Source organism: Pseudomonas sp. JC1203, assembly GCF_056175065.1.
Window position 1 is genome coordinate 54041 of sequence record NZ_JBWCAM010000029.1, and the last position, 23079, is coordinate 77119.

General features: G+C 57.2%; 22 protein-coding genes, 4 tRNA genes and 1 rRNA gene. All 27 read right to left on the minus strand.

The window, feature by feature from the left end; all coding sequences use genetic code 11:
* Positions 1–5: 5 nt before the first annotated feature.
* Positions 6–338, minus strand: coding sequence for a 50S ribosomal protein L22 (gene rplV, locus AC0SZ7_RS29985; protein ID WP_003210077.1), 333 nt, complete (start codon positions 336–338; stop codon positions 6–8).
* A gap of 11 nt (positions 339–349) precedes the next feature.
* Positions 350–625: a 30S ribosomal protein S19 gene (rpsS, locus tag AC0SZ7_RS29990; protein ID WP_002555486.1), complete on the minus strand. Its 276-nt coding sequence runs from the start codon at positions 623–625 to the stop codon at positions 350–352.
* Positions 626–641: 16 nt separating this feature from the next.
* A complete protein-coding gene (rplB, locus tag AC0SZ7_RS29995; protein WP_008374163.1) occupies positions 642–1466 on the minus strand; it encodes a 50S ribosomal protein L2 in 825 nt (274 codons plus the stop codon).
* A gap of 14 nt (positions 1467–1480) precedes the next feature.
* Positions 1481–1780, minus strand: coding sequence for a 50S ribosomal protein L23 (gene rplW, locus AC0SZ7_RS30000; RefSeq protein ID WP_002555488.1), 300 nt, complete (start codon positions 1778–1780; stop codon positions 1481–1483).
* On the minus strand, positions 1777–2379 hold the full coding sequence (gene rplD / locus AC0SZ7_RS30005; protein WP_008374167.1) for a 50S ribosomal protein L4: 603 nt from the start codon (positions 2377–2379) through the stop codon (positions 1777–1779). Before rplD ends, rplW begins: the two co-directional genes overlap by 4 nt.
* Before the next feature lie 12 nt (positions 2380–2391).
* Positions 2392–3027, minus strand: a complete 636-nt coding sequence (gene rplC, locus AC0SZ7_RS30010; protein WP_457358152.1) for a 50S ribosomal protein L3 — start codon at positions 3025–3027, stop codon at positions 2392–2394.
* Between the two features lie 80 nt (positions 3028–3107).
* Entirely contained in the window at positions 3108–3419 is a 312-nt protein-coding gene (gene rpsJ / locus AC0SZ7_RS30015) for a 30S ribosomal protein S10 (RefSeq protein WP_003186070.1), read from the minus strand.
* A gap of 144 nt (positions 3420–3563) precedes the next feature.
* Positions 3564–4757 carry an elongation factor Tu gene (gene tuf / locus AC0SZ7_RS30020; RefSeq protein WP_475507740.1) on the minus strand — a complete coding sequence of 398 codons (1194 nt, stop codon included), beginning with the start codon at positions 4755–4757 and terminating at the stop codon, positions 3564–3566.
* 30 nt (positions 4758–4787) lie between these two features.
* Positions 4788–6890 (minus strand): elongation factor G, encoded by a 2103-nt coding sequence (gene fusA, locus AC0SZ7_RS30025; RefSeq protein WP_475507741.1) that lies wholly within the window; start codon positions 6888–6890, stop codon positions 4788–4790.
* A 30-nt stretch (positions 6891–6920) separates the two neighbouring features.
* Entirely contained in the window at positions 6921–7391 is a 471-nt protein-coding gene (rpsG, locus tag AC0SZ7_RS30030) for a 30S ribosomal protein S7 (protein WP_010490886.1), read from the minus strand.
* A gap of 119 nt (positions 7392–7510) precedes the next feature.
* Complete coding sequence (gene rpsL, locus AC0SZ7_RS30035) at positions 7511–7882, minus strand: 30S ribosomal protein S12 (RefSeq protein WP_003186084.1); 372 nt, start codon at positions 7880–7882, stop codon at positions 7511–7513.
* 205 nt (positions 7883–8087) lie between these two features.
* Positions 8088–12287, minus strand: coding sequence for a DNA-directed RNA polymerase subunit beta' (rpoC, locus tag AC0SZ7_RS30040; protein WP_475507742.1), 4200 nt, complete (start codon positions 12285–12287; stop codon positions 8088–8090).
* 64 nt (positions 12288–12351) lie between these two features.
* Positions 12352–16425, minus strand: a complete 4074-nt coding sequence (gene rpoB / locus AC0SZ7_RS30045; RefSeq protein ID WP_475507743.1) for a DNA-directed RNA polymerase subunit beta — start codon at positions 16423–16425, stop codon at positions 12352–12354.
* Positions 16426–16644: 219 nt separating this feature from the next.
* A complete protein-coding gene (gene rplL / locus AC0SZ7_RS30050; RefSeq protein ID WP_475507744.1) occupies positions 16645–17010 on the minus strand; it encodes a 50S ribosomal protein L7/L12 in 366 nt (121 codons plus the stop codon).
* Between the two features lie 74 nt (positions 17011–17084).
* Positions 17085–17585, minus strand: coding sequence for a 50S ribosomal protein L10 (rplJ, locus tag AC0SZ7_RS30055; RefSeq protein WP_416427126.1), 501 nt, complete (start codon positions 17583–17585; stop codon positions 17085–17087).
* Positions 17586–17785: 200 nt separating this feature from the next.
* Positions 17786–18481 (minus strand): 50S ribosomal protein L1, encoded by a 696-nt coding sequence (gene rplA / locus AC0SZ7_RS30060; protein WP_475507745.1) that lies wholly within the window; start codon positions 18479–18481, stop codon positions 17786–17788.
* Entirely contained in the window at positions 18481–18912 is a 432-nt protein-coding gene (gene rplK / locus AC0SZ7_RS30065; protein ID WP_475507746.1) for a 50S ribosomal protein L11, read from the minus strand. The genes rplA and rplK overlap by 1 nt, the downstream gene beginning before the upstream one ends.
* Positions 18913–19029: 117 nt before the next feature.
* Entirely contained in the window at positions 19030–19563 is a 534-nt protein-coding gene (gene nusG, locus AC0SZ7_RS30070; RefSeq protein WP_108240418.1) for a transcription termination/antitermination protein NusG, read from the minus strand.
* Between the two features lie 9 nt (positions 19564–19572).
* Positions 19573–19941: a preprotein translocase subunit SecE gene (gene secE, locus AC0SZ7_RS30075; protein WP_027981997.1), complete on the minus strand. Its 369-nt coding sequence runs from the start codon at positions 19939–19941 to the stop codon at positions 19573–19575.
* Positions 19942–19987: 46 nt separating this feature from the next.
* A tRNA-Trp gene (locus AC0SZ7_RS30080) sits at positions 19988–20063 on the minus strand.
* 95 nt (positions 20064–20158) lie between these two features.
* Positions 20159–20234 (minus strand) — tRNA-Thr (locus tag AC0SZ7_RS30085).
* 26 nt (positions 20235–20260) lie between these two features.
* Positions 20261–20334 (minus strand) — tRNA-Gly (locus AC0SZ7_RS30090).
* 23 nt (positions 20335–20357) lie between these two features.
* Positions 20358–20442: transfer RNA gene (locus AC0SZ7_RS30095), tRNA-Tyr, on the minus strand.
* A gap of 148 nt (positions 20443–20590) precedes the next feature.
* The gene (locus AC0SZ7_RS30100) at positions 20591–21037 is read right to left on the minus strand and encodes a hypothetical protein (protein ID WP_475507747.1); all 447 of its coding nucleotides are present in this window, start codon (positions 21035–21037) and stop codon (positions 20591–20593) included.
* A 7-nt stretch (positions 21038–21044) separates the two neighbouring features.
* Complete coding sequence (locus AC0SZ7_RS30105) at positions 21045–21794, minus strand: pantothenate kinase (protein ID WP_475507748.1); 750 nt, start codon at positions 21792–21794, stop codon at positions 21045–21047.
* Positions 21784–22743, minus strand: a complete 960-nt coding sequence (gene birA / locus AC0SZ7_RS30110; RefSeq protein WP_475507749.1) for a bifunctional biotin--[acetyl-CoA-carboxylase] ligase/biotin operon repressor BirA — start codon at positions 22741–22743, stop codon at positions 21784–21786. Before birA ends, AC0SZ7_RS30105 begins: the two co-directional genes overlap by 11 nt.
* Before the next feature lie 258 nt (positions 22744–23001).
* A 5S ribosomal RNA gene (rrf, locus tag AC0SZ7_RS30115) occupies positions 23002–23079 on the minus strand; the annotation flags it as partial.

The following is a 23079-nucleotide window of genomic DNA, read 5'->3' on the forward strand; positions in this document are numbered from 1 at the left end:
CTCCGTTACTTGTCAGCAACCTTGACAGTGATATGGCAAGACCGCTTGACGATGCGATCAGCGCGGCCTTTGGCACGCGGCATGATGCGCTTCAGCGAACGCCCTTCGTTGACGAAAACGGTGCTGACCTTCAGGTCATCAACGTCTGCGCCTTCGTTGTGCTCGGCGTTGGCTACGGCCGACTCCAGCACTTTCTTGATGATTTCCGCGGCTTTTTTACTGCTAAAAGCCAGCAGGTTGAGCGCTTCGCCCACCTTCTTCCCGCGGATCTGGTCGGCGACCAAGCGGGCTTTCTGGGCGGAGATTCGAGCGCCCGACAACTTAGCGGCTACTTCCATTTCCTTACCCCTTAACGCTTGGCTTTCTTGTCAGCCACGTGCCCGCGATAAGTGCGGGTACCGGCGAACTCGCCCAGTTTGTGGCCGACCATGTCTTCGTTCACGAGAACGGGGACGTGCTGACGACCGTTGTGTACTGCGATGGTCAGACCGACCATTTGTGGCAGGATCATCGAACGACGCGACCAGGTCTTAACTGGTTTGCGATCGTTCTTTTCCGCCGCCACTTCGATCTTCTTCAGTAGGTGAAGATCAATAAAAGGACCTTTTTTCAGAGAACGTGGCACTGTCGTATCCCTCTATTTACTTGCGACGACGGACGATCATTTTGTCGGTACGCTTATTACCACGAGTCTTCGCGCCCTTAGTCGGGAAGCCCCATGGCGATACCGGATGACGACCACCGGAGGTACGACCTTCACCACCACCATGTGGGTGGTCAACCGGGTTCATGGCAACACCACGAACGGTTGGGCGAACGCCACGCCAGCGTTTGGCACCAGCTTTACCCAGCGAACGCAGGCTGTGCTCGGAGTTCGAGACTTCACCCAGGGTCGCACGGCATTCAGCCAGGACTTTACGCATTTCACCAGAGCGCAGACGCAGGGTCACATAGACACCTTCGCGAGCGATCAGCTGAGCCGAGGCACCAGCGGAACGAGCGATTTGAGCACCTTTGCCCGGCTTCAGTTCGATGCCGTGAATGGTGCTACCCACTGGGATGTTGCGCAGTTGCAGGGAGTTGCCTGGCTTGATTGGAGCCAGAGCGCCTGCGATCAGCTGGTCGCCAGCACTCACGCCTTTAGGGGCGATGATGTAGCGGCGCTCGCCGTCTGCGTACAGCAGCAGTGCGATGTGAGCAGTACGGTTTGGATCGTATTCGATACGCTCGACGGTGGCAGCGATGCCATCCTTGTCGTTGCGACGGAAGTCGACCAGACGGTAATGCTGCTTGTGACCACCACCTACGTGACGAGTAGTGATGCGGCCATTGTTGTTACGACCACCAGACTTCGATTTTTTCTCGAGCAGCGGTGCGTGAGGAGCGCCTTTGTGCAGCTCCTGGTTGACCACCTTGACCACAAAACGGCGGCCAGGGGAAGTCGGTTTGCATTTAACGATTGCCATGATGCACCCCTTCCTTACTCAGCACTGCTGCTGAAATCGAGATCTTGGCCTGGCTGAAGGGAGATAACTGCCTTCTTCCAGTCATTACGCTTGCCCAGACCGCGAGCAGTGCGCTTGCTTTTACCCAGAACGTTCAGGGTAGTCACACGCTCTACTTTCACGCTGAACAGGCTTTCGACGGCCTTCTTGATTTCCAGCTTGGTTGCATCAGTAGCAACCTTGAAAACGAACTGACCTTTTTTGTCTGCCAGAACCGTAGCCTTCTCGGAAACGTGCGGGCCAAGCAGAACTTTAAATACGCGTTCCTGGTTCATCCCAGCAGCTCCTCGAATTTCTTCACGGCCGACACGGTGATCAACACCTTGTCGTATGCGATCAGACTAACTGGATCGGAACCTTGCACGTCACGTACGTCGACGTGAGGCAGGTTGCGAGCAGCCAGGTACAGGTTCTGATCAACAGCGTCAGACACGATCAGGACGTCAGTCAGACCCATGCCGTTCAGCTTGTTCAGCAGGTCTTTGGTTTTTGGAGCTTCAACAGCGAAGTCCTGAACCACGACCAGACGATCGGTACGTACCAGCTCAGCAAGGATGGAGCGCAGGGCAGCGCGGTACATCTTCTTGTTCAGCTTTTGCGAGTGGTCCTGAGGACGCGCTGCAAAGGTGGTACCGCCGCCGCGCCAGATTGGGCTACGGATGGTACCGGCACGAGCACGGCCAGTACCTTTCTGACGCCATGGGCGCTTGCCGCCACCGGAAACGTCGGAACGGGTTTTTTGCTGCTTGCTACCTTGACGGCCGCCAGCCATGTAGGCCACGACTGCTTGGTGAACCAGCGTCTCGTTGAACTCGCCGCCGAAAGTCAGTTCGGAAACTTCGATCGCTTGAGCGTCATTTACATTCAATTGCATTTCAGCTTCCCCTTAACCGCGAGCCTTGGCTGCCGGACGCACAACCAGGTTGCCGCCAGTAGCGCCAGGAACAGCACCCTTGACGAGCAGCAGATTGCGTTCAGCGTCGACGCGCACAACTTCCAGGGACTGCACGGTCACGCGCTCAGCGCCCATATGACCGGACATTTTTTTGCCCTTGAATACACGACCAGGAGTCTGGCACTGGCCGATAGAGCCAGGGACGCGGTGGGAAACGGAGTTACCGTGGGTGTTATCTTGACCGCGGAAATTCCAACGCTTGATGGTACCGGCAAAGCCTTTACCCTTGGACTGACCGGTAACGTCTACCAGTTGGCCTGCAGCGAAGATTTCAGCATTGATCAAGTCGCCAGCCTGGTACTCGCCGTCTTCAAGACGGAATTCCCAGACACCGCGACCAGCGGCAACGTTCGCTTTAGCGAAGTGACCTGCTTGAGCAGCAGTCACACGCGAAGCACGACGCTCACCTACAGTGACTTGCACTGCACGATAGCCATCGGTCTCTTCAGTTTTGAACTGGGTGACGCGATTCGGCTCGATCTCAATGACCGTGACCGGAATGGAGACACCTTCTTCGGTGAAAATACGGGTCATACCGGATTTTCGACCGACTACACCAATAGTCATGTTGTAAACCTCATGAGTGTACGGGGCTTTCACCCGCTATGGCCGCCCATTTCAGAGCGTTACACGACTAAGACCCTGTCTTAGCCGAGGCTGATCTGCACTTCCACACCTGCCGCAAGATCAAGCTTCATCAGCGCATCAACGGTTTTATCCGTTGGCTGGACGATGTCCAGAACGCGCTTATGAGTACGGATCTCGTACTGGTCACGCGCGTCTTTGTTGACGTGCGGGGAGACCAGAACGGTGAACCGCTCTTTGCGAGTAGGCAGTGGAATTGGACCACGCACTTGAGCACCAGTACGTTTCGCGGTTTCCACGATTTCCTGGGTGGATTGGTCGATCAGGCGATGGTCAAAAGCCTTCAACCTGATACGGATTTGCTGATTTTGCATTGGATTTCAGACTCCAGGCTGCTATTCCCACCGGGCGCACTACGCCCGTTAAAAGGAGGCGTGATTCTATAGACCGCCTGACTGGGTGTCAACCCAATAAAAAAGCCCCCGCAAAAGCGGGGGCCTTTTTCAAGCGATCATCGATTACTCGATGATTTTGGCTACGACGCCAGCGCCGACGGTACGACCGCCTTCACGGATAGCGAAACGCAGGCCGTCTTCCATTGCGATGGTCTTGATCAGGGTAACAGTCATCTGAATGTTATCGCCTGGCATTACCATTTCAACGCCTTCCGGCAGTTCGCAGTTACCGGTCACGTCAGTGGTACGGAAGTAGAACTGAGGACGGTAGCCTTTGAAGAACGGAGTGTGACGACCGCCTTCTTCTTTCGACAGAACGTAGACTTCTGCGGTGAACTTGGTGTGCGGCTTGACCGAACCTGGCTTGACCAGAACCTGGCCACGCTCAACGTCGTCACGCTTGGTACCACGCAGCAGGACGCCGCAGTTCTCGCCAGCACGACCTTCGTCCAGCAGCTTGCGGAACATCTCAACGCCGGTGCAGGTGGTGGTGGTGGTGTCACGCAGACCAACGATTTCCAGGGCGTCTTGAACGCGGACGATGCCACGCTCGATACGACCGGTAACCACGGTACCACGACCCGAGATCGAGAATACGTCTTCGATCGGCATCAGGAACGGCTTGTCGATAGCGCGCTCTGGCTCTGGGATGTAGGTGTCCAGAGTTTCGACCAGCTTACGAACGGCAGTGGTGCCCATTTCGTTGTCGTCTTTGCCTTCCAGCGCCATACGAGCCGAACCGATGATGATCGGAGTGTCGTCGCCTGGGAAGTCGTAGGTCGACAGCAGGTCACGAACTTCCATCTCAACCAGTTCCAGCAGCTCAGCGTCGTCTACCAGGTCAGCCTTGTTCAGGAAGACCACGATGTACGGAACGCCAACCTGACGGGACAGCAGGATGTGCTCACGGGTTTGTGGCATCGGACCATCGGCGGCCGAGCAAACCAGGATCGCGCCGTCCATCTGGGCAGCACCGGTGATCATGTTCTTCACGTAGTCAGCGTGACCTGGGCAGTCAACGTGAGCGTAGTGACGAATAGTCGAGTTGTACTCAACGTGAGCGGTGTTGATGGTGATACCACGCGCTTTTTCTTCTGGAGCCGAGTCGATCTTGTCGAACTCAACAACGGCCGAACCGAAAACTTCGGAGCAGACGCGAGTCAGAGCAGCGGTCAGGGTGGTTTTACCGTGGTCAACGTGGCCGATGGTGCCAACGTTTACGTGAGGTAAGGTACGGTCAAATTTTTCTTTAGCCACGACAGTGAACTCCTAGCCTAAAGGGCTGAATCAGCCTTGTTTTTTAACGATAGCTTCGACGATGTTCGACGGAGCTTCGGAGTATTTGGAGAATTCCATAGAGTAGCTCGCGCGACCCTGGGACATGGAGCGGACGTCGGTCGCATAACCGAACATCTCACCCAACGGAACTTCGGCGCGGATAACTTTGCCGGAAACCGTGTCTTCCATACCCTGGATCAGACCGCGACGACGGTTCAGGTCACCCATCACGTCGCCCATGTAGTCCTCAGGTGTTACAACTTCAACCTTCATGATCGGCTCAAGAACAACACCGCCACCTTTCGAGGCCAGTTGCTTGGTCGCCATGGAGGCTGCCACCTTGAACGCCATCTCGTTGGAGTCGACGTCGTGGTAAGAGCCATCGAACACAGTAGCCTTCAGGCCGATGAGCGGATAGCCGGCAACAACACCGTTCTTCATCTGCTCTTCAATGCCCTTCTGGATAGCAGGGATGTATTCCTTAGGAACCACACCACCAACTACTTCGTTCACGAACTCCAGACCTTCCTGACCCTCTTCTGCCGGAGCAAAACGGATCCAGCAATGGCCGAACTGGCCACGGCCGCCGGACTGGCGAACGAACTTGCCTTCGATCTCACAAGCCTTCGTGATCTTCTCACGATAGGAAACTTGTGGTTTACCGATGTTGGCTTCAACGTTGAACTCACGGCGCATCCGGTCAACCAGGATGTCCAGGTGCAACTCGCCCATACCCGAGATGATCGTTTGACCAGTCTCTTCGTCGGTCTTGACGCGGAAAGAAGGGTCTTCCTGAGCAAGTTTGCCCAGTGCGATACCCATTTTTTCCTGGTCATCCTTGGTTTTTGGCTCAACGGCAACCGAAATAACCGGCTCCGGGAAGTCCATGCGAACCAGGATGATTGGCTTGTCAGCGGAGCACAGGGTGTCACCAGTGGTGACGTCCTTCATGCCGATCAGGGCCGCGATGTCGCCAGCGCGTACTTCCTTGATCTCTTCGCGGGTGTTTGCGTGCATTTGCACCATACGACCCACACGCTCTTTCTTGCCCTTGACCGAGTTGATCACGCCGTCGCCGGAGCTCAACACGCCCGAGTAAACGCGAGCGAAGGTCAGGGTACCCACGAATGGGTCGGTAGCGATCTTGAACGCCAGAGCCGAGAACGGCTCGTTGTCGTCTGCATGACGCTCCATGGCAACAGTCTCGTCATCCGGGTCGGAACCCTTGATGGCAGGAATGTCGATTGGGGCAGGCAGGTAGTCGATAACGGCGTCCAGAACCAGGGGAACGCCCTTGTTCTTGAACGAGGAACCGCAGACAGCCAGAACGATTTCACCAGCGATAGTACGCTGACGCAGAGCAGACTTGATCTCTTCGATCGTCAGCTCTTCGCCTTCCAGGTACTTGTTCATCAGGTCTTCGTTGGCTTCGGCAGCAGCCTCTACCATGTTGCTGCGCCACTCTTCAGCCAGCTCCTGCAGTTCTGCAGGGATAGCTTCGCGACGTGGAGCCATGCCCTTGTCAGCGTCGTCCCAGTAGACGGCTTCCATGGTCATCAGGTCGATCTGGCCCTGGAAGTTGTCTTCCGAACCGATAGCGAGCTGGATTGGCACCGGAGTGTGGCCCAGACGCTGCTTGATCTGACCGATCACGCGCAGGAAGTTTGCGCCGGCACGGTCCATCTTGTTGACGTAAACCAGACGTGGGACGCCGTATTTGTTGGCTTGACGCCATACGGTTTCCGACTGCGGCTCAACGCCCGAAGTACCACAGAACACAACGACAGCACCGTCGAGTACGCGCAGCGAACGTTCTACTTCAATGGTGAAGTCAACGTGGCCGGGGGTATCGATGATGTTGAAGCGATGCTTCTCGAACTGCTTGGTCGAACCAGCCCAGAAGGCAGTAGTAGCAGCGGAAGTAATGGTAATACCCCGCTCCTGCTCTTGCACCATCCAGTCCATGGTCGCGGCGCCATCATGCACCTCGCCCATTTTGTGGTTCACGCCTGTGTAGAACAGGACGCGCTCAGTAGTCGTGGTTTTACCCGCGTCCACGTGAGCAACGATACCGATGTTACGGTAGCGTTTGATATCAGTTGTACGAGCCATAAAGCCCTCGCAAAATTATTGACGCTGGATTTAGAAGCGGTAGTGCGAGAACGCTTTGTTGGCTTCAGCCATACGGTGAACGTCTTCACGCTTCTTAACTGCAGCACCTTTGCCTTCGGCAGCGTCCAACAGTTCGCCGGCCAAACGCAGGGCCATCGACTTTTCACCGCGCTTGCGCGCGAAGTCTACCAGCCAGCGCATTGCCAGGGCGTTACGACGGGAAGGACGAACTTCAACCGGGACCTGGTAAGTAGCACCGCCTACACGGCGCGACTTTACTTCGACCAGCGGAGCGATGGCGTCGAGAGCTTTCTCGAAGATTTCCAGGGGGTCGCTGTTCTTACGTTCTTTAACCTTGTCCAGCGCGCCATAAACGATACGCTCGGCAACGGCTTTCTTGCCGCTTTCCATCACGTGGTTCATGAACTTGGCCAGGATTTGGCTGCCGTATTTTGGATCGTCAAGCACTTCGCGCTTGGCTGCTACGCGTCTTCTTGGCATGGATAAGCCCTCAAACGGTCTTCAGGTTAGCTCGGGACATCCCACCCTGAGGTGCGGGACCCGACCTTACTCTTATCGACTCAGAAAAATAGATAATTGCAATGTGCTGCAAGCGGCCATTACTTCGGACGCTTGGTACCGTACTTCGAACGACCTTGGTTACGACCTTTAACGCCGGAGGTATCCAGGGAGCCGCGAACGGTGTGGTAACGAACACCTGGCAAGTCTTTTACACGACCGCCGCGGATCAGTACCACGCTGTGCTCTTGCAGGTTGTGGCCTTCACCGCCGATGTACGAGGAAACCTCGAAACCGTTGGTCAGGCGCACACGGCATACTTTACGCAGTGCCGAGTTAGGTTTTTTCGGCGTGGTGGTGTACACACGGGTGCACACGCCACGACGTTGCGGGCAGTTCTGCAGCGCAGGTACGTCGGATTTCTCGACGATACGCTTACGCGGCTGACGTACCAGCTGGTTGATAGTTGCCATCTACTAGCTCCACTGTTGTCTTGCGACGCTATTGTCTTGCAAGAAAAGCAAAATGGCAGGACATACGTCCCGCCAGATTTAGGGGTACAAGAGTCTAAAGAGGATCTTGCCCCCAGTCAAGACAAGGCCCCGCCCTCCCCGACTACTGAACCCGGACATTTTGTGTCCGAATTCACCAGTCGCAGACGCCGGGGCCCCGCTCTTGTCAGTTACCGCTGGAGTTCAGCGCTTCAGTCAATGCTGCTTCGACTTCGCTCGCGCTTACACGCAACGGCTTGTCAGCATCACGGCGACGCTTGCGCTCGCTGTGGTATGCCAGACCGGTACCGGCCGGGATCAGACGACCCACGACCACGTTTTCTTTCAGGCCGCGCAGGTAGTCGCGCTTGCCGGTTACCGCCGCTTCGGTCAGTACGCGGGTGGTTTCCTGGAAGGAAGCCGCCGAGATGAACGATTCGGTGGACAGCGAGGCCTTGGTGATACCCAGCAGCACACGGGTGAACTTGGAGATGAACTTGTCTTCACCTGCCAGGCGCTCGTTCTCGCCCAGTACGTGAGTCAGTTCCATCTGGTCGCCCTTGATGAAGCTGGAATCGCCCGACTCGGCAATCTCGACCTTGCGCAGCATCTGACGCAGGATGGTCTCGATGTGCTTGTCGTTGATCTTCACGCCTTGCAGACGGTAAACGTCCTGGATCTCGTTGACGATGTACTTGGCGAGCGCGCTCACACCCAGCAGACGCAGGATGTCGTGCGGATCGCTAGGACCGTCGGAGATAACTTCGCCGCGGTTCACTTGTTCGCCTTCGAAGACGTTCAGGTGACGCCACTTCGGAATCAGCTCTTCGTACGGATCGGAGCCATCGTTCGGGGTGATGACCAGGCGGCGCTTGCCCTTGGTCTCTTTACCGAAGGCGATGGTGCCGCTGACTTCAGCCAGAATCGAGGCTTCTTTCGGACGACGTGCTTCGAACAGGTCGGCAACACGCGGCAGACCACCGGTGATGTCACGAGTTTTCGAAGTTTCCTGTGGAATACGGGCGATAACGTCACCCACACCCACTTGCACACCATCCGCCACGCCGACCAGGGCGTTGGCTGGCAGGAAGTACTGGGCAGGTACGTCGGTACCTGGCAGCAACAGATCCTTGCCGTCCACACCAACCATCTTGACCGCTGGGCGAATTTCCTTGCCAGCTGCCGGACGGTCTTTGGCGTCCAGTACTTCGATGTTGGTCAGACCGGTCAGTTCGTCGGTCTGGCGCTTGATCGTAATACCTTCTTCCATGCCCACGTAGGTCACGGTACCTTTCATTTCGGTAACGATCGGGTGGGTGTGCGGGTCCCACTTGGCCACGATGGCACCAGCGTCGACCTTGTCGCCTTCCTTCACCGAGATCACGGCACCGTACGGCAGCTTGTAGCGCTCGCGCTCGCGACCGAAGTCGTCGGCGATGGCCAGCTCACCGGAACGGGACACAGCAACCAGGTTGCCGTCGGCACGTTCAACGTGTTTCAGGTTGTGCAGACGAACCACACCACCGTTCTTCACCTGGACGCTGTCGGCAGCCGAGGTACGGCTTGCAGCACCACCGATGTGGAACGTACGCATGGTCAGCTGGGTGCCCGGCTCACCGATGGACTGGGCAGCGATAACGCCGACCGCTTCACCGATGTTCACCTGGTGACCACGAGCCAGGTCGCGACCGTAGCACTTGGCGCAGATGCCGTAGCGGGTTTCACAGCTGATCGGCGAGCGAACGATCACTTCGTCGATGCTGTTGAGTTCGATGAACTCTACCCACTTCTCGTCTACCAGGGTGCCGGCAGGGACGATGACTTCGTCGGTGCCCGGCTTGAACACGTCACGGGCGATGACACGGCCCAGTACACGTTCACCCAGCGGCTCTACAACGTCGCCGCCTTCAATGTGCGGGGTCATCAGCAGACCCTGCTCGGTGCCACAGTCGATCTCGGTAACTACCAGATCCTGCGCCACGTCTACCAGACGACGAGTCAGGTAACCGGAGTTAGCGGTTTTCAACGCGGTATCCGCCAGACCTTTACGAGCACCGTGAGTCGAGATGAAGTACTGGAGTACGCTCAGACCTTCACGGAAGTTAGCGGTGATCGGCGTCTCGATGATCGAGCCGTCCGGCTTGGCCATCAGACCACGCATACCGGCCAGCTGACGAATCTGAGCTGCCGAACCCCGGGCACCGGAGTCAGCCATCATGTACATCGAGTTGAAGGATTCCTGGTCAACTTCGTTGCCGTGACGGTCGATGACCTTCTCTTTCGAGAGGTTGGACATCATCGCCTTGGAAACTTCGTCGTTGGCCTTGGACCAGAGGTCGATCACCTTGTTGTACTTCTCGCCCTGGGTTACCAGGCCGGAAGCGTATTGGCTTTCGATCTCTTTCACTTCGTCGGTTGCGGTACCGATGATGCGAGCTTTCTCATCCGGGATAACGAAGTCGTTAACACCGATGGAAACACCCGAAATCGTCGAGTAGGCGAAACCGGTGTACATCAACTGGTCAGCGAAGATAACGGTCTCTTTCAGACCAACCACGCGGTAGCACTGGTTGATCAGCTTGGAGATCGCCTTCTTCTTCATCGGCGTGTTGACGACGTCGAACGACAGGCCTGGTGGAACGACCTGGAACAGCAGCGCACGGCCGACAGTAGTGTCGACGATACGGGTGTTCTTGACGCTGCCGCCATCACGATCGTTTACAGTCTCGTTGATGCGCACTTTGATTTTGGCGTGCAGAGCTGCTTCGCCGGCGCGGAATACGCGGTCGACTTCCTGCAGGTCGGCAAACACGCGGCCTTCGCCCTTGGCGTTGATCGCTTCACGGGTCATGTAGTACAGACCCAGTACAACGTCCTGCGAAGGAACGATGATTGGCTCACCGTTGGCTGGCGACAGGATGTTGTTGGTCGACATCATCAGCGCACGGGCTTCGAGCTGGGCTTCCAGGGTCAGCGGTACGTGGACCGCCATCTGGTCGCCGTCGAAGTCGGCGTTGTACGCAGCACAGACCAGAGGGTGCAGCTGGATAGCCTTACCTTCGATCAGTACTGGTTCAAACGCCTGGATACCCAGACGGTGAAGGGTCGGTGCACGGTTGAGCAGCACGGGGTGTTCGCGAATCACTTCGGCAAGAACGTCCCAAACCTCTGGCAGCTCGCGTTCGACCATCTTCTTGGCGGCCTTGATGGTAGTCGCCAGACCACGCATTTCCAGCTTGCCGAAGATGAACGGCTTGAACAGCTCCAGGGCCATCTTCTTCGGAAGACCGCACTGGTGCAGGCGCAGGGTCGGGCCTACGGTAATTACCGAACGACCCGAGTAGTCAACGCGCTTACCGAGCAAGTTCTGACGGAAACGACCCTGCTTACCCTTGATCATGTCAGCCAGGGATTTCAGAGGACGCTTGTTCGAACCGGTGATGGCGCGACCGCGACGACCGTTGTCCAGCAGGGCATCGACCGCTTCCTGCAGCATGCGCTTTTCGTTGCGCACGATGATGTCAGGAGCCGACAGGTCCAGCAGACGCTTCAGACGGTTGTTACGGTTGATCACTCGACGATACAGGTCGTTGAGGTCGGAAGTCGCGAAACGACCGCCATCCAGTGGGACCAGTGGACGCAGATCTGGCGGCAGAACCGGCAGAACGGTCAACACCATCCACTCAGGCAGGTTGCCGGAACCCTGGAAGGCTTCCATCAACTTCAGGCGCTTGGACAGCTTCTTGATCTTGGTTTCCGAATTGGTCTGCGGAATCTCTTCGCGCAGGCGGCCGATCTCGTGTTCCAGGTCAATGGCGTGCAGCAGCTCGCGGACAGCCTCGGCACCCATGCGGGCGTCGAAGTCGTCACCGAACTCTTCGAGGGCTTCGAAGTACTGCTCGTCGTTCAGCAGCTGGCCTTTTTCAAGGGTAGTCATGCCCGGGTCGATAACGACATAGCTCTCGAAGTAGAGAACGCGTTCGATATCACGCAGGGTCATGTCCATCAGCAGGCCGATACGCGACGGCAGCGATTTCAGGAACCAGATGTGGGCAACCGGCGATGCCAGTTCGATGTGCGCCATGCGCTCACGACGAACCTTGGCCAGTGCAACTTCAACGCCGCACTTCTCGCAGATCACACCACGGTGTTTCAGGCGCTTGTACTTACCGCACAGGCACTCGTAGTCCTTGACTGGGCCAAAGATCTTGGCGCAGAACAGGCCGTCACGCTCAGGTTTGAACGTACGGTAGTTGATGGTTTCCGGCTTTTTAACTTCACCGAACGACCACGAACGGATCATCTCAGGCGACGCCAACCCGATACGGATTGCGTCAAACTCTTCGACTTGACCCTGGTTTTTCAGCAAATTCAGTAGGTCTTTCAAGGCCTTTCCTCCTGGCGGAGCAGGGAGCAGGCTTTAGGGGCCTGCTCCCGATTCGCGTCGCGTGTTATTCGGTTTCCAGATCGATATCGATACCGAGGGAACGAATCTCTTTGATCAACACGTTGAAGGACTCGGGCATGCCCGGCTCCATACGGTGATCGCCGTCCACGATGTTCTTGTACATCTTGGTACGACCGTTCACATCGTCCGACTTCACTGTGAGCATTTCTTGCAGGGTGTAGGCAGCACCGTAAGCTTCCAGTGCCCAGACCTCCATCTCCCCGAAACGCTGACCACCGAACTGAGCCTTACCACCCAGCGGCTGCTGGGTAACCAGGCTGTAGGAACCAGTGGAACGCGCGTGCATCTTGTCGTCCACCAAGTGGTTCAGTTTCAGCATGTACATGTAGCCAACAGTAACGTGACGCTCGAACTTGTTGCCGGTACGGCCGTCGAACAGCTGCATCTGGCCGCTTTCTGGCAGGTCTGCCAGTTTCAGCATGGCCTTGATTTCGCTTTCCTTGGCACCGTCGAATACCGGGGTAGCCATAGGAACGCCGCCACGCAGGTTCTTCGCCAGGTCCAGGATTTCCTGGTCGCTGAAGCTTTCCAGGTTCTCTTGGCGGCCACCGATCTCGTTGTAGATCTCGGTGAGGAACTTGCGCAGTTCGATGACTTTACGCTGCTCTTCGAGCATGCGGTTGATCTTTTCGCCCAAGCCCTTGGCCGCGAGGCCCAGGTGGGTTTCCAGGATCTGACCGACGTTCATACGCGAAGGTACGCCCAGCGGGTTGAGGACCACGTCGACCGGGGTGCCATTGGCATCGTGCGGCATGTCTTCAACCGGCATGATCACGGAGACCACACCCTTGTTACCGTGACGACCGGCCATCTTGTCGCCCGGCTGGATGCGGCGACGGATTGCCAGGTAAACCTTGACGATTTTCAGCACGCCTGGAGCCAGGTCATCGCCTTGCTGCAGTTTGCGCTTCTTGTCTTCGAACTTGTCGTCCAGCAGGCGACGGCGGTCAACGATGTACTGCTGGGCACGCTCCAGCTGTTCGTTGAGGGCGTCTTCGGCCATGCGCAGCTTGAACCACTGGCCGTGCTCCAGACCGTCCAGGACTTCGTTGGTGATTTCCAGACCTTTCTTCAGGCCGGCACCACCATCGACGATCTGGCCGACCAGGGCCTGACGCAGACGTTCGAAGGTTGCGCCTTCGACGATACGGAACTCTTCGTTCAGATCCTTGCGGATCTCGTCCAGCTGGCTCTTCTCGATCGACAGTGCACGAGCGTCACGCTCAACGCCGTCACGGGTGAAGACCTGGACGTCGATGACGGTACCCTTGGTGCCGGTAGGCACGCGCAGGGAGGTGTCCTTAACGTCGCTGGCTTTCTCGCCGAAGATGGCGCGCAGCAGTTTCTCTTCCGGAGTCAGTTGGGTCTCGCCTTTCGGAGTGACCTTGCCGACCAGGATGTCGCCGGCGCCGACTTCGGCACCTACGTAAACGATACCGGCTTCGTCCAGCTTGTTCAGCGCTGCTTCACCCACGTTCGGGATGTCAGCGGTGATTTCCTCTGGGCCAAGCTTGGTGTCACGGGCCACACAGGTCAGTTCCTGGATGTGGATCGTGGTGAAGCGGTCTTCCTGAACCACACGCTCCGACAGACAGATGGAGTCTTCGAAGTTGAAACCGTTCCAGGCCATGAACGCGATGCGCATGTTCTGGCCCAGTGCCAGCTCACCCATGTCGGTGGACGGACCATCGGCCATGATGTCGCTGCGCTGAACGCGGTCACCCTTGCTCACCAGCGGACGCTGGTTGATGCAGGTGTTCTGGTTCGAACGGGTGTATTTGGTCAGGTTGTAGATGTCTACACCGGCTTCGCCTGGCTCGACTTCATCGTCCGCCACGCGAACAACGATACGGCTGGCATCGACGGAGTCGATCACGCCGCCACGACGGGCCACGACGCAAACGCCGGAGTCACGGGCAACGTTGCGCTCCATGCCGGTACCTACCAGCGGCTTGTCGGCACGCAGGGTTGGTACAGCCTGACGCTGCATGTTGGAACCCATCAACGCACGGTTGGCGTCGTCGTGCTCCAGGAACGGGATCAGCGAGGCTGCGACCGAGACTACCTGCTTGGGCGAAACGTCCATCAGGGTTACGTCTTCAGGCGCCTTAACGGTGAATTCGTTCAGGTGACGTACGGCTACCAGCTCGTCGATCAGGACCTTGTTCTCGTTCATGGTCGCCGAAGCCTGCGCGATCACGTGATCGGCTTCTTCAATGGCGGACAGGAACACGATCTCGTCGGTGACAACACCCTCTTTAACAACGCGGTACGGGCTTTCCAGGAAGCCGTACTGGTTGGTGCGAGCGTACGCAGCCAGGGAGTTGATCAGGCCGATGTTCGGACCTTCAGGGGTCTCGATCGGGCATACACGACCGTAGTGGGTCGGGTGTACGTCACGGACTTCGAAGCCTGCGCGCTCACGGGTCAGACCACCAGGGCCGAGTGCAGAGACACGACGCTTGTGGGTAATTTCCGACAGCGGGTTGTTCTGGTCCATGAACTGCGAGAGCTGGCTGGAACCGAAGAACTCTTTCACCGCGGCCGCTACCGGCTTGGCGTTGATCAGGTCCTGAGGCATCAGGCCTTCGCTTTCGGCCATCGACAGACGTTCCTTGACCGCGCGCTCTACACGCACCAGGCCAACACGGAACTGGTTCTCGGCCATTTCGCCTACGCAGCGAACACGACGGTTACCCAGGTGGTCGATGTCGTCGACGATGCCCTTGCCGTTACGGATGTCGACCAGGGTCTTCAGTACGGCAACGATGTCTTCCTTGCTCAGCACGCCCGAACCTTCGATCTCGGTACGACCGATACGACGGTTGAACTTCATGCGACCTACAGCGGACAGGTCGTAGCGCTCTGGGCTGAAGAACAGGTTGTTGAACAGGGTCTCGGCAGCATCCTTGGTTGGCGGCTCGCCAGGACGCATCATCCGGTAGATCTCGACCAGCGCTTCCAGTTGATTGGCGGTGGAGTCGATCTTCAGGGTGTCGGAGATGAACGGACCGCAGTCGATGTCGTTGGTGTACAACGTCTCGATGCGAACGACCTGGGCCTTGGCGATCTTCACCAACAGCTCGGTGCTCAGTTCGGTGTTGCACTCAGCCAGGATCTCACCCGTTGCCGGGTGAACGATTGCCTTGGCGGTAGTACGACCCAGCACGTAGTCCAGCGGAACTTCCAGCTCTTTGATGCCGGCTTTTTCCAACTGGTTGATGTGGCGAGCAGTGATACGACGGCCCTGCTCGACGATCACCTTGCCGGTGTCATCCAGGATGTCCAGGACGGCAATTTCACCGCGCAGGCGCTGAGGCACCAGTTCCAGGCTGAGCTTTTCGCCCTGCACGTGGAATACGTTGGTGGTGTAGAAGGCATCGAGGACTTCCTCGGTGCTGTAGCCCAGTGCGCGCAGCAGTACCGACGCAGGCAGCTTGCGACGACGGTCGATCCGGACGAATACACAGTCTTTCGGGTCGAATTCGAAGTCCAGCCACGAGCCGCGGTAAGGAATGATACGGGCCGAGTACAACAGTTTGCCGGAGCTGTGAGTCTTGCCACGGTCGTGGTCGAAGAACACACCAGGCGAACGGTGCAACTGGGAAACGATGACGCGCTCGGTACCGTTGATTACGAAGGTACCGTTCTCGGTCATCAGGGGGATTTCCCCCATGTAGACTTCTTGTTCCTTGATGTCCTTGATCGCTTTGTTCGACGATTCTTTGTCGAAAATGATCAGGCGTACTTTTACCCGCAAAGGTACGGCGTACGTTACGCCACGCAATACGCATTCTTTGACATCAAAGGCCGGTTCGCCCAGGCGATAACCAACGTACTCCAAAGCAGCGTTGCCGGAGTAGCTGATGATCGGGAAAACGGATTTGAAGGCCGCATGCAGACCGACGTCACGGAACTGGTCCTTGGTCGCGCCCGCCTGCAAGAATTCGCGATACGAATCCAGCTGGATAGCCAAGAGGTACGGTACGTCCATGACGTCCGGCAACTTGCTAAAGTCCTTGCGGATACGTTTTTTCTCAGTGTATGAGTAAGCCATCAGCGTTCCCCAGCTTGGTCACCTGCTTGTTTGGCCTCCCCCGACGGGAGCGGCCAGAAAATCGTGCAAACCCCTTGGTTTGCGCCACCGTCATCGGTGGTTGAAGCACGTTAGAGGCGCTGACCTGATCAGCTGCCAATAACGGAAAAAGGCCGGTGGCAAGAGCCACCAGCCATCAGCCGTTCGCTTGACGCTCGGGCTGGAGACGCAAGGTCGAAATTACTTGATTTCGACTTTGGCGCCTGCTTCTTCCAGCTTCTTGGCGGCGTCAGCAGCGGCTTCTTTCGAAACGCCTTCAGCAACGACCTGAGGAGCGGTGTCAACTTTCTCTTTGGCTTCTTTCAGGCCCAGACCGGTCAGTTCACGAACGGCCTTGATCACGTTGACTTTCTTCTCGCCGGCTTCAACCAGGACAACGTTGAACTCGGTTTGCTCTTCAACAACAGCGGCAGCAGCAGCTGGGCCGGCCGAAGCAGCGGCAGCGGTAACGCCGAATTTTTCTTCGAAAGCTTTGATCAGCTCAACAACTTCCATTACGGACATGTTGCCAACGGCTTCGAGGATATCGTTTTGGGAAATGGACATGACTCTTTTCCTGAATTTGGGGACGGCCTACGCGACCATCGAAATAAACAAAAAACGCGAGAAGTGAGCGAGCCTTAGGCTGCAGCAGCTTCTTTCTGGTCGCGAAGTGCCGCCAGGGTACGAGCCAATTTGCTGGTAGCGCCTTGAATCACGCTCATCAGCTGGGAAATTGCTTCGTCACGGGTCGGCAGCGTTGCCAGTACGTCGATCTGATTAGCTGCGAGGAACTTGCCCTCGAACGCAGCTGCCTTGATCTCGAACTTGTCCTGACCTTTCGCGAACTCTTTGAAAATACGAGCAGCAGCGCCCGGATGTTCTTTCGAGAAAGCGATCAAGGTCGGGCCTTTGAACACGTCGTTGAGGATCGAGTAATCGGTGCCTTCAACAGCGCGCTTGAGCAGGGTGTTACGTACAACACGTACGTATACGCCAGCTTCGCGGGCCTCTTTACGGAGTCCGGTCATAGCGCCTACAGTCACACCACGGGCATCAGCCACGACAGCGGACAGGGCACCTTTGGCAGCCTCGTTGACTTCAGCGACGATGGCCTTCTTGTCTTCGAGTTTAATTGCCACGGGTTTAACTCCTGCTTGTTACCGTTTCATCTGGCCGAGGCCGGATGTCGTTTTGGTGTCTAGTTCCGTGAGGAACCGGGAGCACCATCTGCGTAGGCTTGTGGTTTAAGACTTGCGCCGCCTACGGTCTTGGATAGCCCCCGCAAAGCAGGGACCCCAATTTTTTCCACAAGGGTGATCGCTCACCCCTGCTTTACGTCTTAAGCGGTCAGGGAACCCTGATCGATCACCAGACCTGGGCCCATAGTGGTGCTCAGGGTGACGCGCTTGACGTAGATACCTTTCGAGGAAGCTGGCTTGATACGCTTCAGATCAGCGATCAGGGCTTCAACGTTTTCCTTCAGCTTGATGGCTTCGAAGCCAACCTTGCCAACGGAAGTGTGGATGATGCCGTTTTTGTCGGTGCGATAACGAACCTGACCAGCCTTGGCGTTTTTAACCGCGTTAGCTACGTCTGGAGTTACGGTGCCGACTTTAGGGTTAGGCATCAGGCCACGTGGACCCAGGATCTGACCCAGTTGACCTACAACGCGCATGGCATCAGGCGATGCGATGACTACGTCATAGTTCAGGTCGCCGCCTTTCATTTCGGCAGCCAGGTCGTCCATGCCAACGCGGTCTGCGCCTGCAGCCAGGGCAGCTTCAGCAGCTGGACCTTGGGTGAAGACAGCTACACGTACGGTCTTGCCAGTGCCGTGTGGCAGCACGGTAGCGCTACGTACGACCTGGTCGGATTTACGTGGGTCAACGCCCAGGTTCACGGCGATGTCGAACGACTCGCTGAACTTGACGGTCGACAGCTCGGCCAGCAGAGTGGCGGCTTCTTCGAAGTTGTAGACTTTGCCAGCTTCGATTTTGGAAGCAATAGCCTTTTGGCGCTTGGTCAGCTTAGCCATTACACACCCTCCACGTTGAGGCCCATGCTGCGAGCCGAACCAGCGATGGTGCGCACAGCGGCGTCCATGTCGGCAGCGGTCAGGTCAGCATTTTTGGCCTTGGCGATTTCTTCCAGCTGAGCACGGGTCACGGTACCGACTTTAACGGTGTTCGGACGTGCGGAACCGCTGGTCAGGCCAGCAGCTTTCTTCAGCAGAACCGAAGCTGGGGTGCTTTTGGTTTCGAAGGTGAAGCTACGGTCACTGTAGACAGTGATGATAACTGGAGTCGGCAAGCCTACTTCTTGACCCTGAGTACGGGCGTTGAAGGCCTTGCAGAATTCCATGATGTTCACACCATGTTGACCCAGAGCCGGGCCGACGGGCGGGCTAGGGTTGGCCTGGCCGGCCTTTACTTGCAGCTTGATGTAAGCCGTGATTTTCTTAGCCATGAGCTACTCCAATATCGGGTACAAGCGCCAATTCAGGCTCCCCGGTTGCTTGCGTTTTATCCCAGAGACGACAAAACCCCGCAGCTTACGCCTGCGGGGCATGGGATATGCCTTCAATCAGACCTTTTCGACCTGACTGAACTCGAGCTCTACCGGAGTAGAGCGTCCGAAAATAAGCACGGCCACTTGGATCCGGCTCTTTTCGTAGTTGACTTCTTCGACGGTACCGTTGAAGTCCGCGAACGGACCATCAGTAACACGAACAACCTCACCCGGCTCGAACAGAGTCTTGGGCTTCGGCTTGTCGCTACCGTCAGCAACGCGACGCAGGATAGCTTCAGCTTCCTTGTCGGTGATCGGTGCAGGCTTGTCGGCGGTTCCGCCGATGAAGCCCATCACGCGAGGAGTGTCCTTGACCAAGTGCCAAGTACCCTCGTTCATTTCCATCTGGACCAGCACATAGCCTGGGAAGAACTTACGTTCGCTTTTGCGCTTCTGGCCATTACGCATTTCCACCACTTCTTCAGTGGGGACCAGAATTTCGCCAAAACCGTCTTCCATGCCAGCCAGCTTTACACGCTCGATCAAAGAGCGCATAACATGCTTCTCGTAACCCGAGTAGGCATGCACAACGTACCAACGCTTAGCCACGGGACACCCTTAGCCGACGATCAAGGAAACAAGCCAGCCGAGCAGGGAATCAAGACCCCACAACAGCAACGCCATGACCAGGACGACCGCCACTACGATCAGCGTGGTCTGCGTGGTCTCTTGGCGAGTTGGCCATACGACTTTACGGATTTCGGTGCGAGCTTCCTTTGCCAGGACGAAGAACGACTTGCCTTTGGCAGTCTGCAGCGCGGTAAACGCAGCTACACCAGCGATGACGAGAAGTGCAAGCACCCGGTACAGGATCGGAGATGCGTGGTAATACTGATTACCAACCACGCCAACCACCACCAAAGCGACAACAACCAGCCACTTGAGCAGATCAAAGCGAGAGTCTTGGGCTTCAGCCTTAGGGGTCATCTAGGAGGATCCTGTGAAAAGAAAGCCAGACATCACCGAGTGAATCTGGCAGGTCAGGAGGGAATCGAACCCCCAACCTACGGTTTTGGAGACCGTCGCTCTGCCAATTGAGCTACTGACCTAAAAACATAATCAGGCCGACCAGTATGCCGGACCGAATAAGCGATTTCAACCACTTATAAAACAAAGGCAGATATTTTCATATCTGCCTGTGTAATGGAGCTCTTGAGCGGATTTGAACCGCTGACCTCACCCTTACCAAGGGTGTGCTCTACCAACTGAGCTACAAGAGCGAAACACTTTGCACAACCAGCAAACTTGGAGCGGGTAGCGGGAATCGAACCCGCATCATCAGCTTGGAAGGCTGAGGTTCTACCACTAAACTATACCCGCGGAGCTTGCTGCTCACGCTAAATTGGTGGAGGGGGAAGGATTCGAACCTTCGAAGTCTGAGACGTCAGATTTACAGTCTGATCCCTTTGGCCGCTCGGGAACCCCTCCTGAACGTGGGCGGCATTATCAACCTTTGCCGTCCTGCTGTCAAGCGTTTTTTTCAATTAAATCTGAAAGTTAGCTTCGTTTGACAGTCGCTTCACACCTTGAGCGTTTCCGCTTATCGCTGTGGAGCGGGCGCCATTCTATGCAGGATTCAAGGAGCTTGCAACCCCTCACACAACATTATTTTCTGTTTTAAGTCTTTGAAATCATTGGAAAGTCTCTGAAGCAGGGTTTCGTCCAGCAAACGCCGGCTTTCCGGGGCTATACGCAGCCAATGAGAAACCCCTTCCGGCGCAGCAACAGGCACCGCACGCGCGGAAATATCCAGGCTGGTAAGCCGCTGGGCGACCGGAGCCAGCTGTTCGGGGCGAGAAAAGCCACCCAGGTACAGGCAATTTTCATCACGGCTTTCAGGTTTTACAGCTGCCGCAGCTCGCGCACGGGCGTCATCCGACTCGCTCAGCAGGCGAATACCTTGCTGCGAGCCTTTGTACAGTGACAGCGAGGTGACTTCCTTGGGCCGTAGCGGCGCCTCTTGCTGGTGCCACACGAAATAGAAAACGTTCAGTACCGCCAACAGCAGGAATAACCAGCGCATAACCACCTCAAACGATCGGACAGGCGATGGCCAGGCCAATGAACACCAGGTCGGGGACAACGCTGGCATGGGGCACCACATCCTTTACCAGCTCGGCATCGCCGCCAGTGAGAAATAGTGTGAAGTCATTTCCCCACAGCTGCGACGCGTGCTCCAGCTGAGTGAGCACGAAACCACGCATCATCAACGTACAACCGCGCTCTACCGCCTCTACCGTGTTGCGCCCAGGCTCCAGGCTGGCGTGGGCACGCTCAGCGGATTGGTCGTCATAACGGATCTTGCGCGTATGGGTGCGTAGCTGCCCCCGCATCAGCGGCATGCCCGGGCAGATGAACCCGCCCAGGTGCTCGCCATCCAGGGCGACGAAATCGGAGGTGACGGCGGTACCCAGGTCGATCACCACGCATGCGCGCGCAGCCAGCTTGTAACCTGCCACCAACGCAACCCAGCGGTCCAGGCCCAGGCGCTCGTATTCCTGGTAGCCGTTGCGCACGCCGGCAAGCGCTTGCGAAGGGCGCGCGCTCACTGGCTGTACGCCAAACTCGCTCGCCAGCAACGCCATCAGGCGGCCAGTCTCATCCTCATTACGGACACTGACCAGACGGCAGTGCTGCAGATGGACGCCATCAATAGCCTTTACCGCATCGACGAGCACCTGATCGGCATCCACGACGCCACCGGCAAGGCGAGCGCCGCCCTCTTCGCCGATAACGCGCCATTTGATAAAACTGTTACCGCAGTCCAGCTCAAGAATCATTGCGCAACCTCAGGCTGAGCTCACCGCCACTAAAGCTTTTTTCCACGCCATCAACCTCCAGGCGCAAGGCACCCTGGTGATCGATGCCCAATACCACGCCATCTACCTGGTTGACACCAGCGATCAACGATACCGCCCGCCCCTGCCACACGTGATTGGCTTCCCACAGTGACTGGATGGCGGCGAAGCCCTGCTCCCGGTGCAGCGCCAGGTATTGCTCCAGGCGCTGGTTGAGCAGCGCCACCAGTTGGTTGCGATCGATGGCCTTGCCTGCTTCCAGCTGCATGGATGTCCACTGCTGGTCGACCGCGTCAGTGGACTGCATGTTCACATTGATGCCGATACCCAGCACCACGTGGCACACATCCGCAGGGTCGCCTACCAGCTCCAGCAGAATACCGGCGATCTTGCGCTGGTCTACCAGGAGGTCGTTAGGCCATTTCAAGCCAGCCTTGGCGATACCCAGCTCGCGCAGCGCCTGCATGACCGCGACACCCACCACCAGGCTCAGGCCTTCAAGCTGGCGCAAGCCGCCATCGATACGCAGCACCAGGCTGTAATAGAGATTCTCGGCAAACGGGCTGACCCAGGTGCGCCCACGGCGCCCTCGGCCTGCCGATTGCCGCTCAGCCAACACCAGGAACGGCGCAGCTTCGCCACGACCGACCGCGCGCAACGCCTCGGCGTTGGTAGAGTCGATGGAGTCAAATACAAAGGTCGGCCAGCAGGGCTCACCCGCATAGCCTTCTATGGCGTCGGCGTCGAGCAGGGCCAGCGGCGCAGCCAGCTGGTAACCGCGCCCGCGGACCTTGTGTATGGGGAGATTGAGTTCGGCCTCGAGGTGCTGCAGCTGCTTCCAGACTGCACTGCGGCTGATACCCAGCGCCGCACCCAACGCCTGACCGGAATGGAAGCGACCATCCTTCAAGAGCTTCAACAACGTCAACATGCCAGATTCGCCTCACAATGAGGCAGGCATGATAGCCATGCTGATGGCTGTTGCATAGAAACAGCCTCTCCCCGCGCCCGTGGCAGCGGCCGCAGGCGGGGTCCCCCTGGCTTGCGGGGTGCCTGGTTGGCGCGCGGGGGCTTCGGACGCGGCCTGTGGCCGCTGCTACGGAGTTTTGCGTAGGGTCCAGGACTCTTTGCGCACGTCGGAAAGACAAAACCCCCACCTGCGTTCGCAGATGGGGGTTTCGGAATTTAATCTTGACGATGACCTACTCTCACATGGGGAAACCCCACACTACCATCGGCGATGCATCGTTTCACTACTGAGTTCGGG

What these genes read in the sequence shown, in the direction of transcription:
- rplB (WP_008374163.1), bottom strand. Translation starts at nt 1,466, where the DNA reads ATGGCAATCGTTAAATGCAAACCGACTTCCCCTGGCCGCCGTTTTGTG.
- rplL (WP_475507744.1), bottom strand. Translation starts at nt 17,010, where the DNA reads ATGTCCATTTCCCAAAACGATATCCTCGAAGCCGTTGGCAACATGTCC.
- rpoB (WP_475507743.1), bottom strand. Translation starts at nt 16,425, where the DNA reads ATGGCTTACTCATACACTGAGAAAAAACGTATCCGCAAGGACTTTAGC.
- rpsL (WP_003186084.1), bottom strand. Translation starts at nt 7,882, where the DNA reads ATGGCAACTATCAACCAGCTGGTACGTCAGCCGCGTAAGCGTATCGTC.
- rpsG (WP_010490886.1), bottom strand. Translation starts at nt 7,391, where the DNA reads ATGCCAAGAAGACGCGTAGCAGCCAAGCGCGAAGTGCTTGACGATCCA.
- secE (WP_027981997.1), bottom strand. Translation starts at nt 19,941, where the DNA reads ATGACCCCTAAGGCTGAAGCCCAAGACTCTCGCTTTGATCTGCTCAAG.
- rpsJ (WP_003186070.1), bottom strand. Translation starts at nt 3,419, where the DNA reads ATGCAAAATCAGCAAATCCGTATCAGGTTGAAGGCTTTTGACCATCGC.
- birA (WP_475507749.1), bottom strand. Translation starts at nt 22,743, where the DNA reads ATGTTGACGTTGTTGAAGCTCTTGAAGGATGGTCGCTTCCATTCCGGT.
- fusA (WP_475507741.1), bottom strand. Translation starts at nt 6,890, where the DNA reads ATGGCTCGTACAACTGATATCAAACGCTACCGTAACATCGGTATCGTT.
- rplW (WP_002555488.1), bottom strand. Translation starts at nt 1,780, where the DNA reads ATGAACCAGGAACGCGTATTTAAAGTTCTGCTTGGCCCGCACGTTTCC.
- AC0SZ7_RS30100 (WP_475507747.1), bottom strand. Translation starts at nt 21,037, where the DNA reads ATGCGCTGGTTATTCCTGCTGTTGGCGGTACTGAACGTTTTCTATTTC.
- rplV (WP_003210077.1), bottom strand. Translation starts at nt 338, where the DNA reads ATGGAAGTAGCCGCTAAGTTGTCGGGCGCTCGAATCTCCGCCCAGAAA.
- AC0SZ7_RS30105 (WP_475507748.1), bottom strand. Translation starts at nt 21,794, where the DNA reads ATGATTCTTGAGCTGGACTGCGGTAACAGTTTTATCAAATGGCGCGTT.
- rplA (WP_475507745.1), bottom strand. Translation starts at nt 18,481, where the DNA reads ATGGCTAAGCTGACCAAGCGCCAAAAGGCTATTGCTTCCAAAATCGAA.
- rplC (WP_457358152.1), bottom strand. Translation starts at nt 3,027, where the DNA reads ATGACTATTGGTGTAGTCGGTCGAAAATCCGGTATGACCCGTATTTTC.
- rplD (WP_008374167.1), bottom strand. Translation starts at nt 2,379, where the DNA reads ATGCAATTGAATGTAAATGACGCTCAAGCGATCGAAGTTTCCGAACTG.
- rplK (WP_475507746.1), bottom strand. Translation starts at nt 18,912, where the DNA reads ATGGCTAAGAAAATCACGGCTTACATCAAGCTGCAAGTAAAGGCCGGC.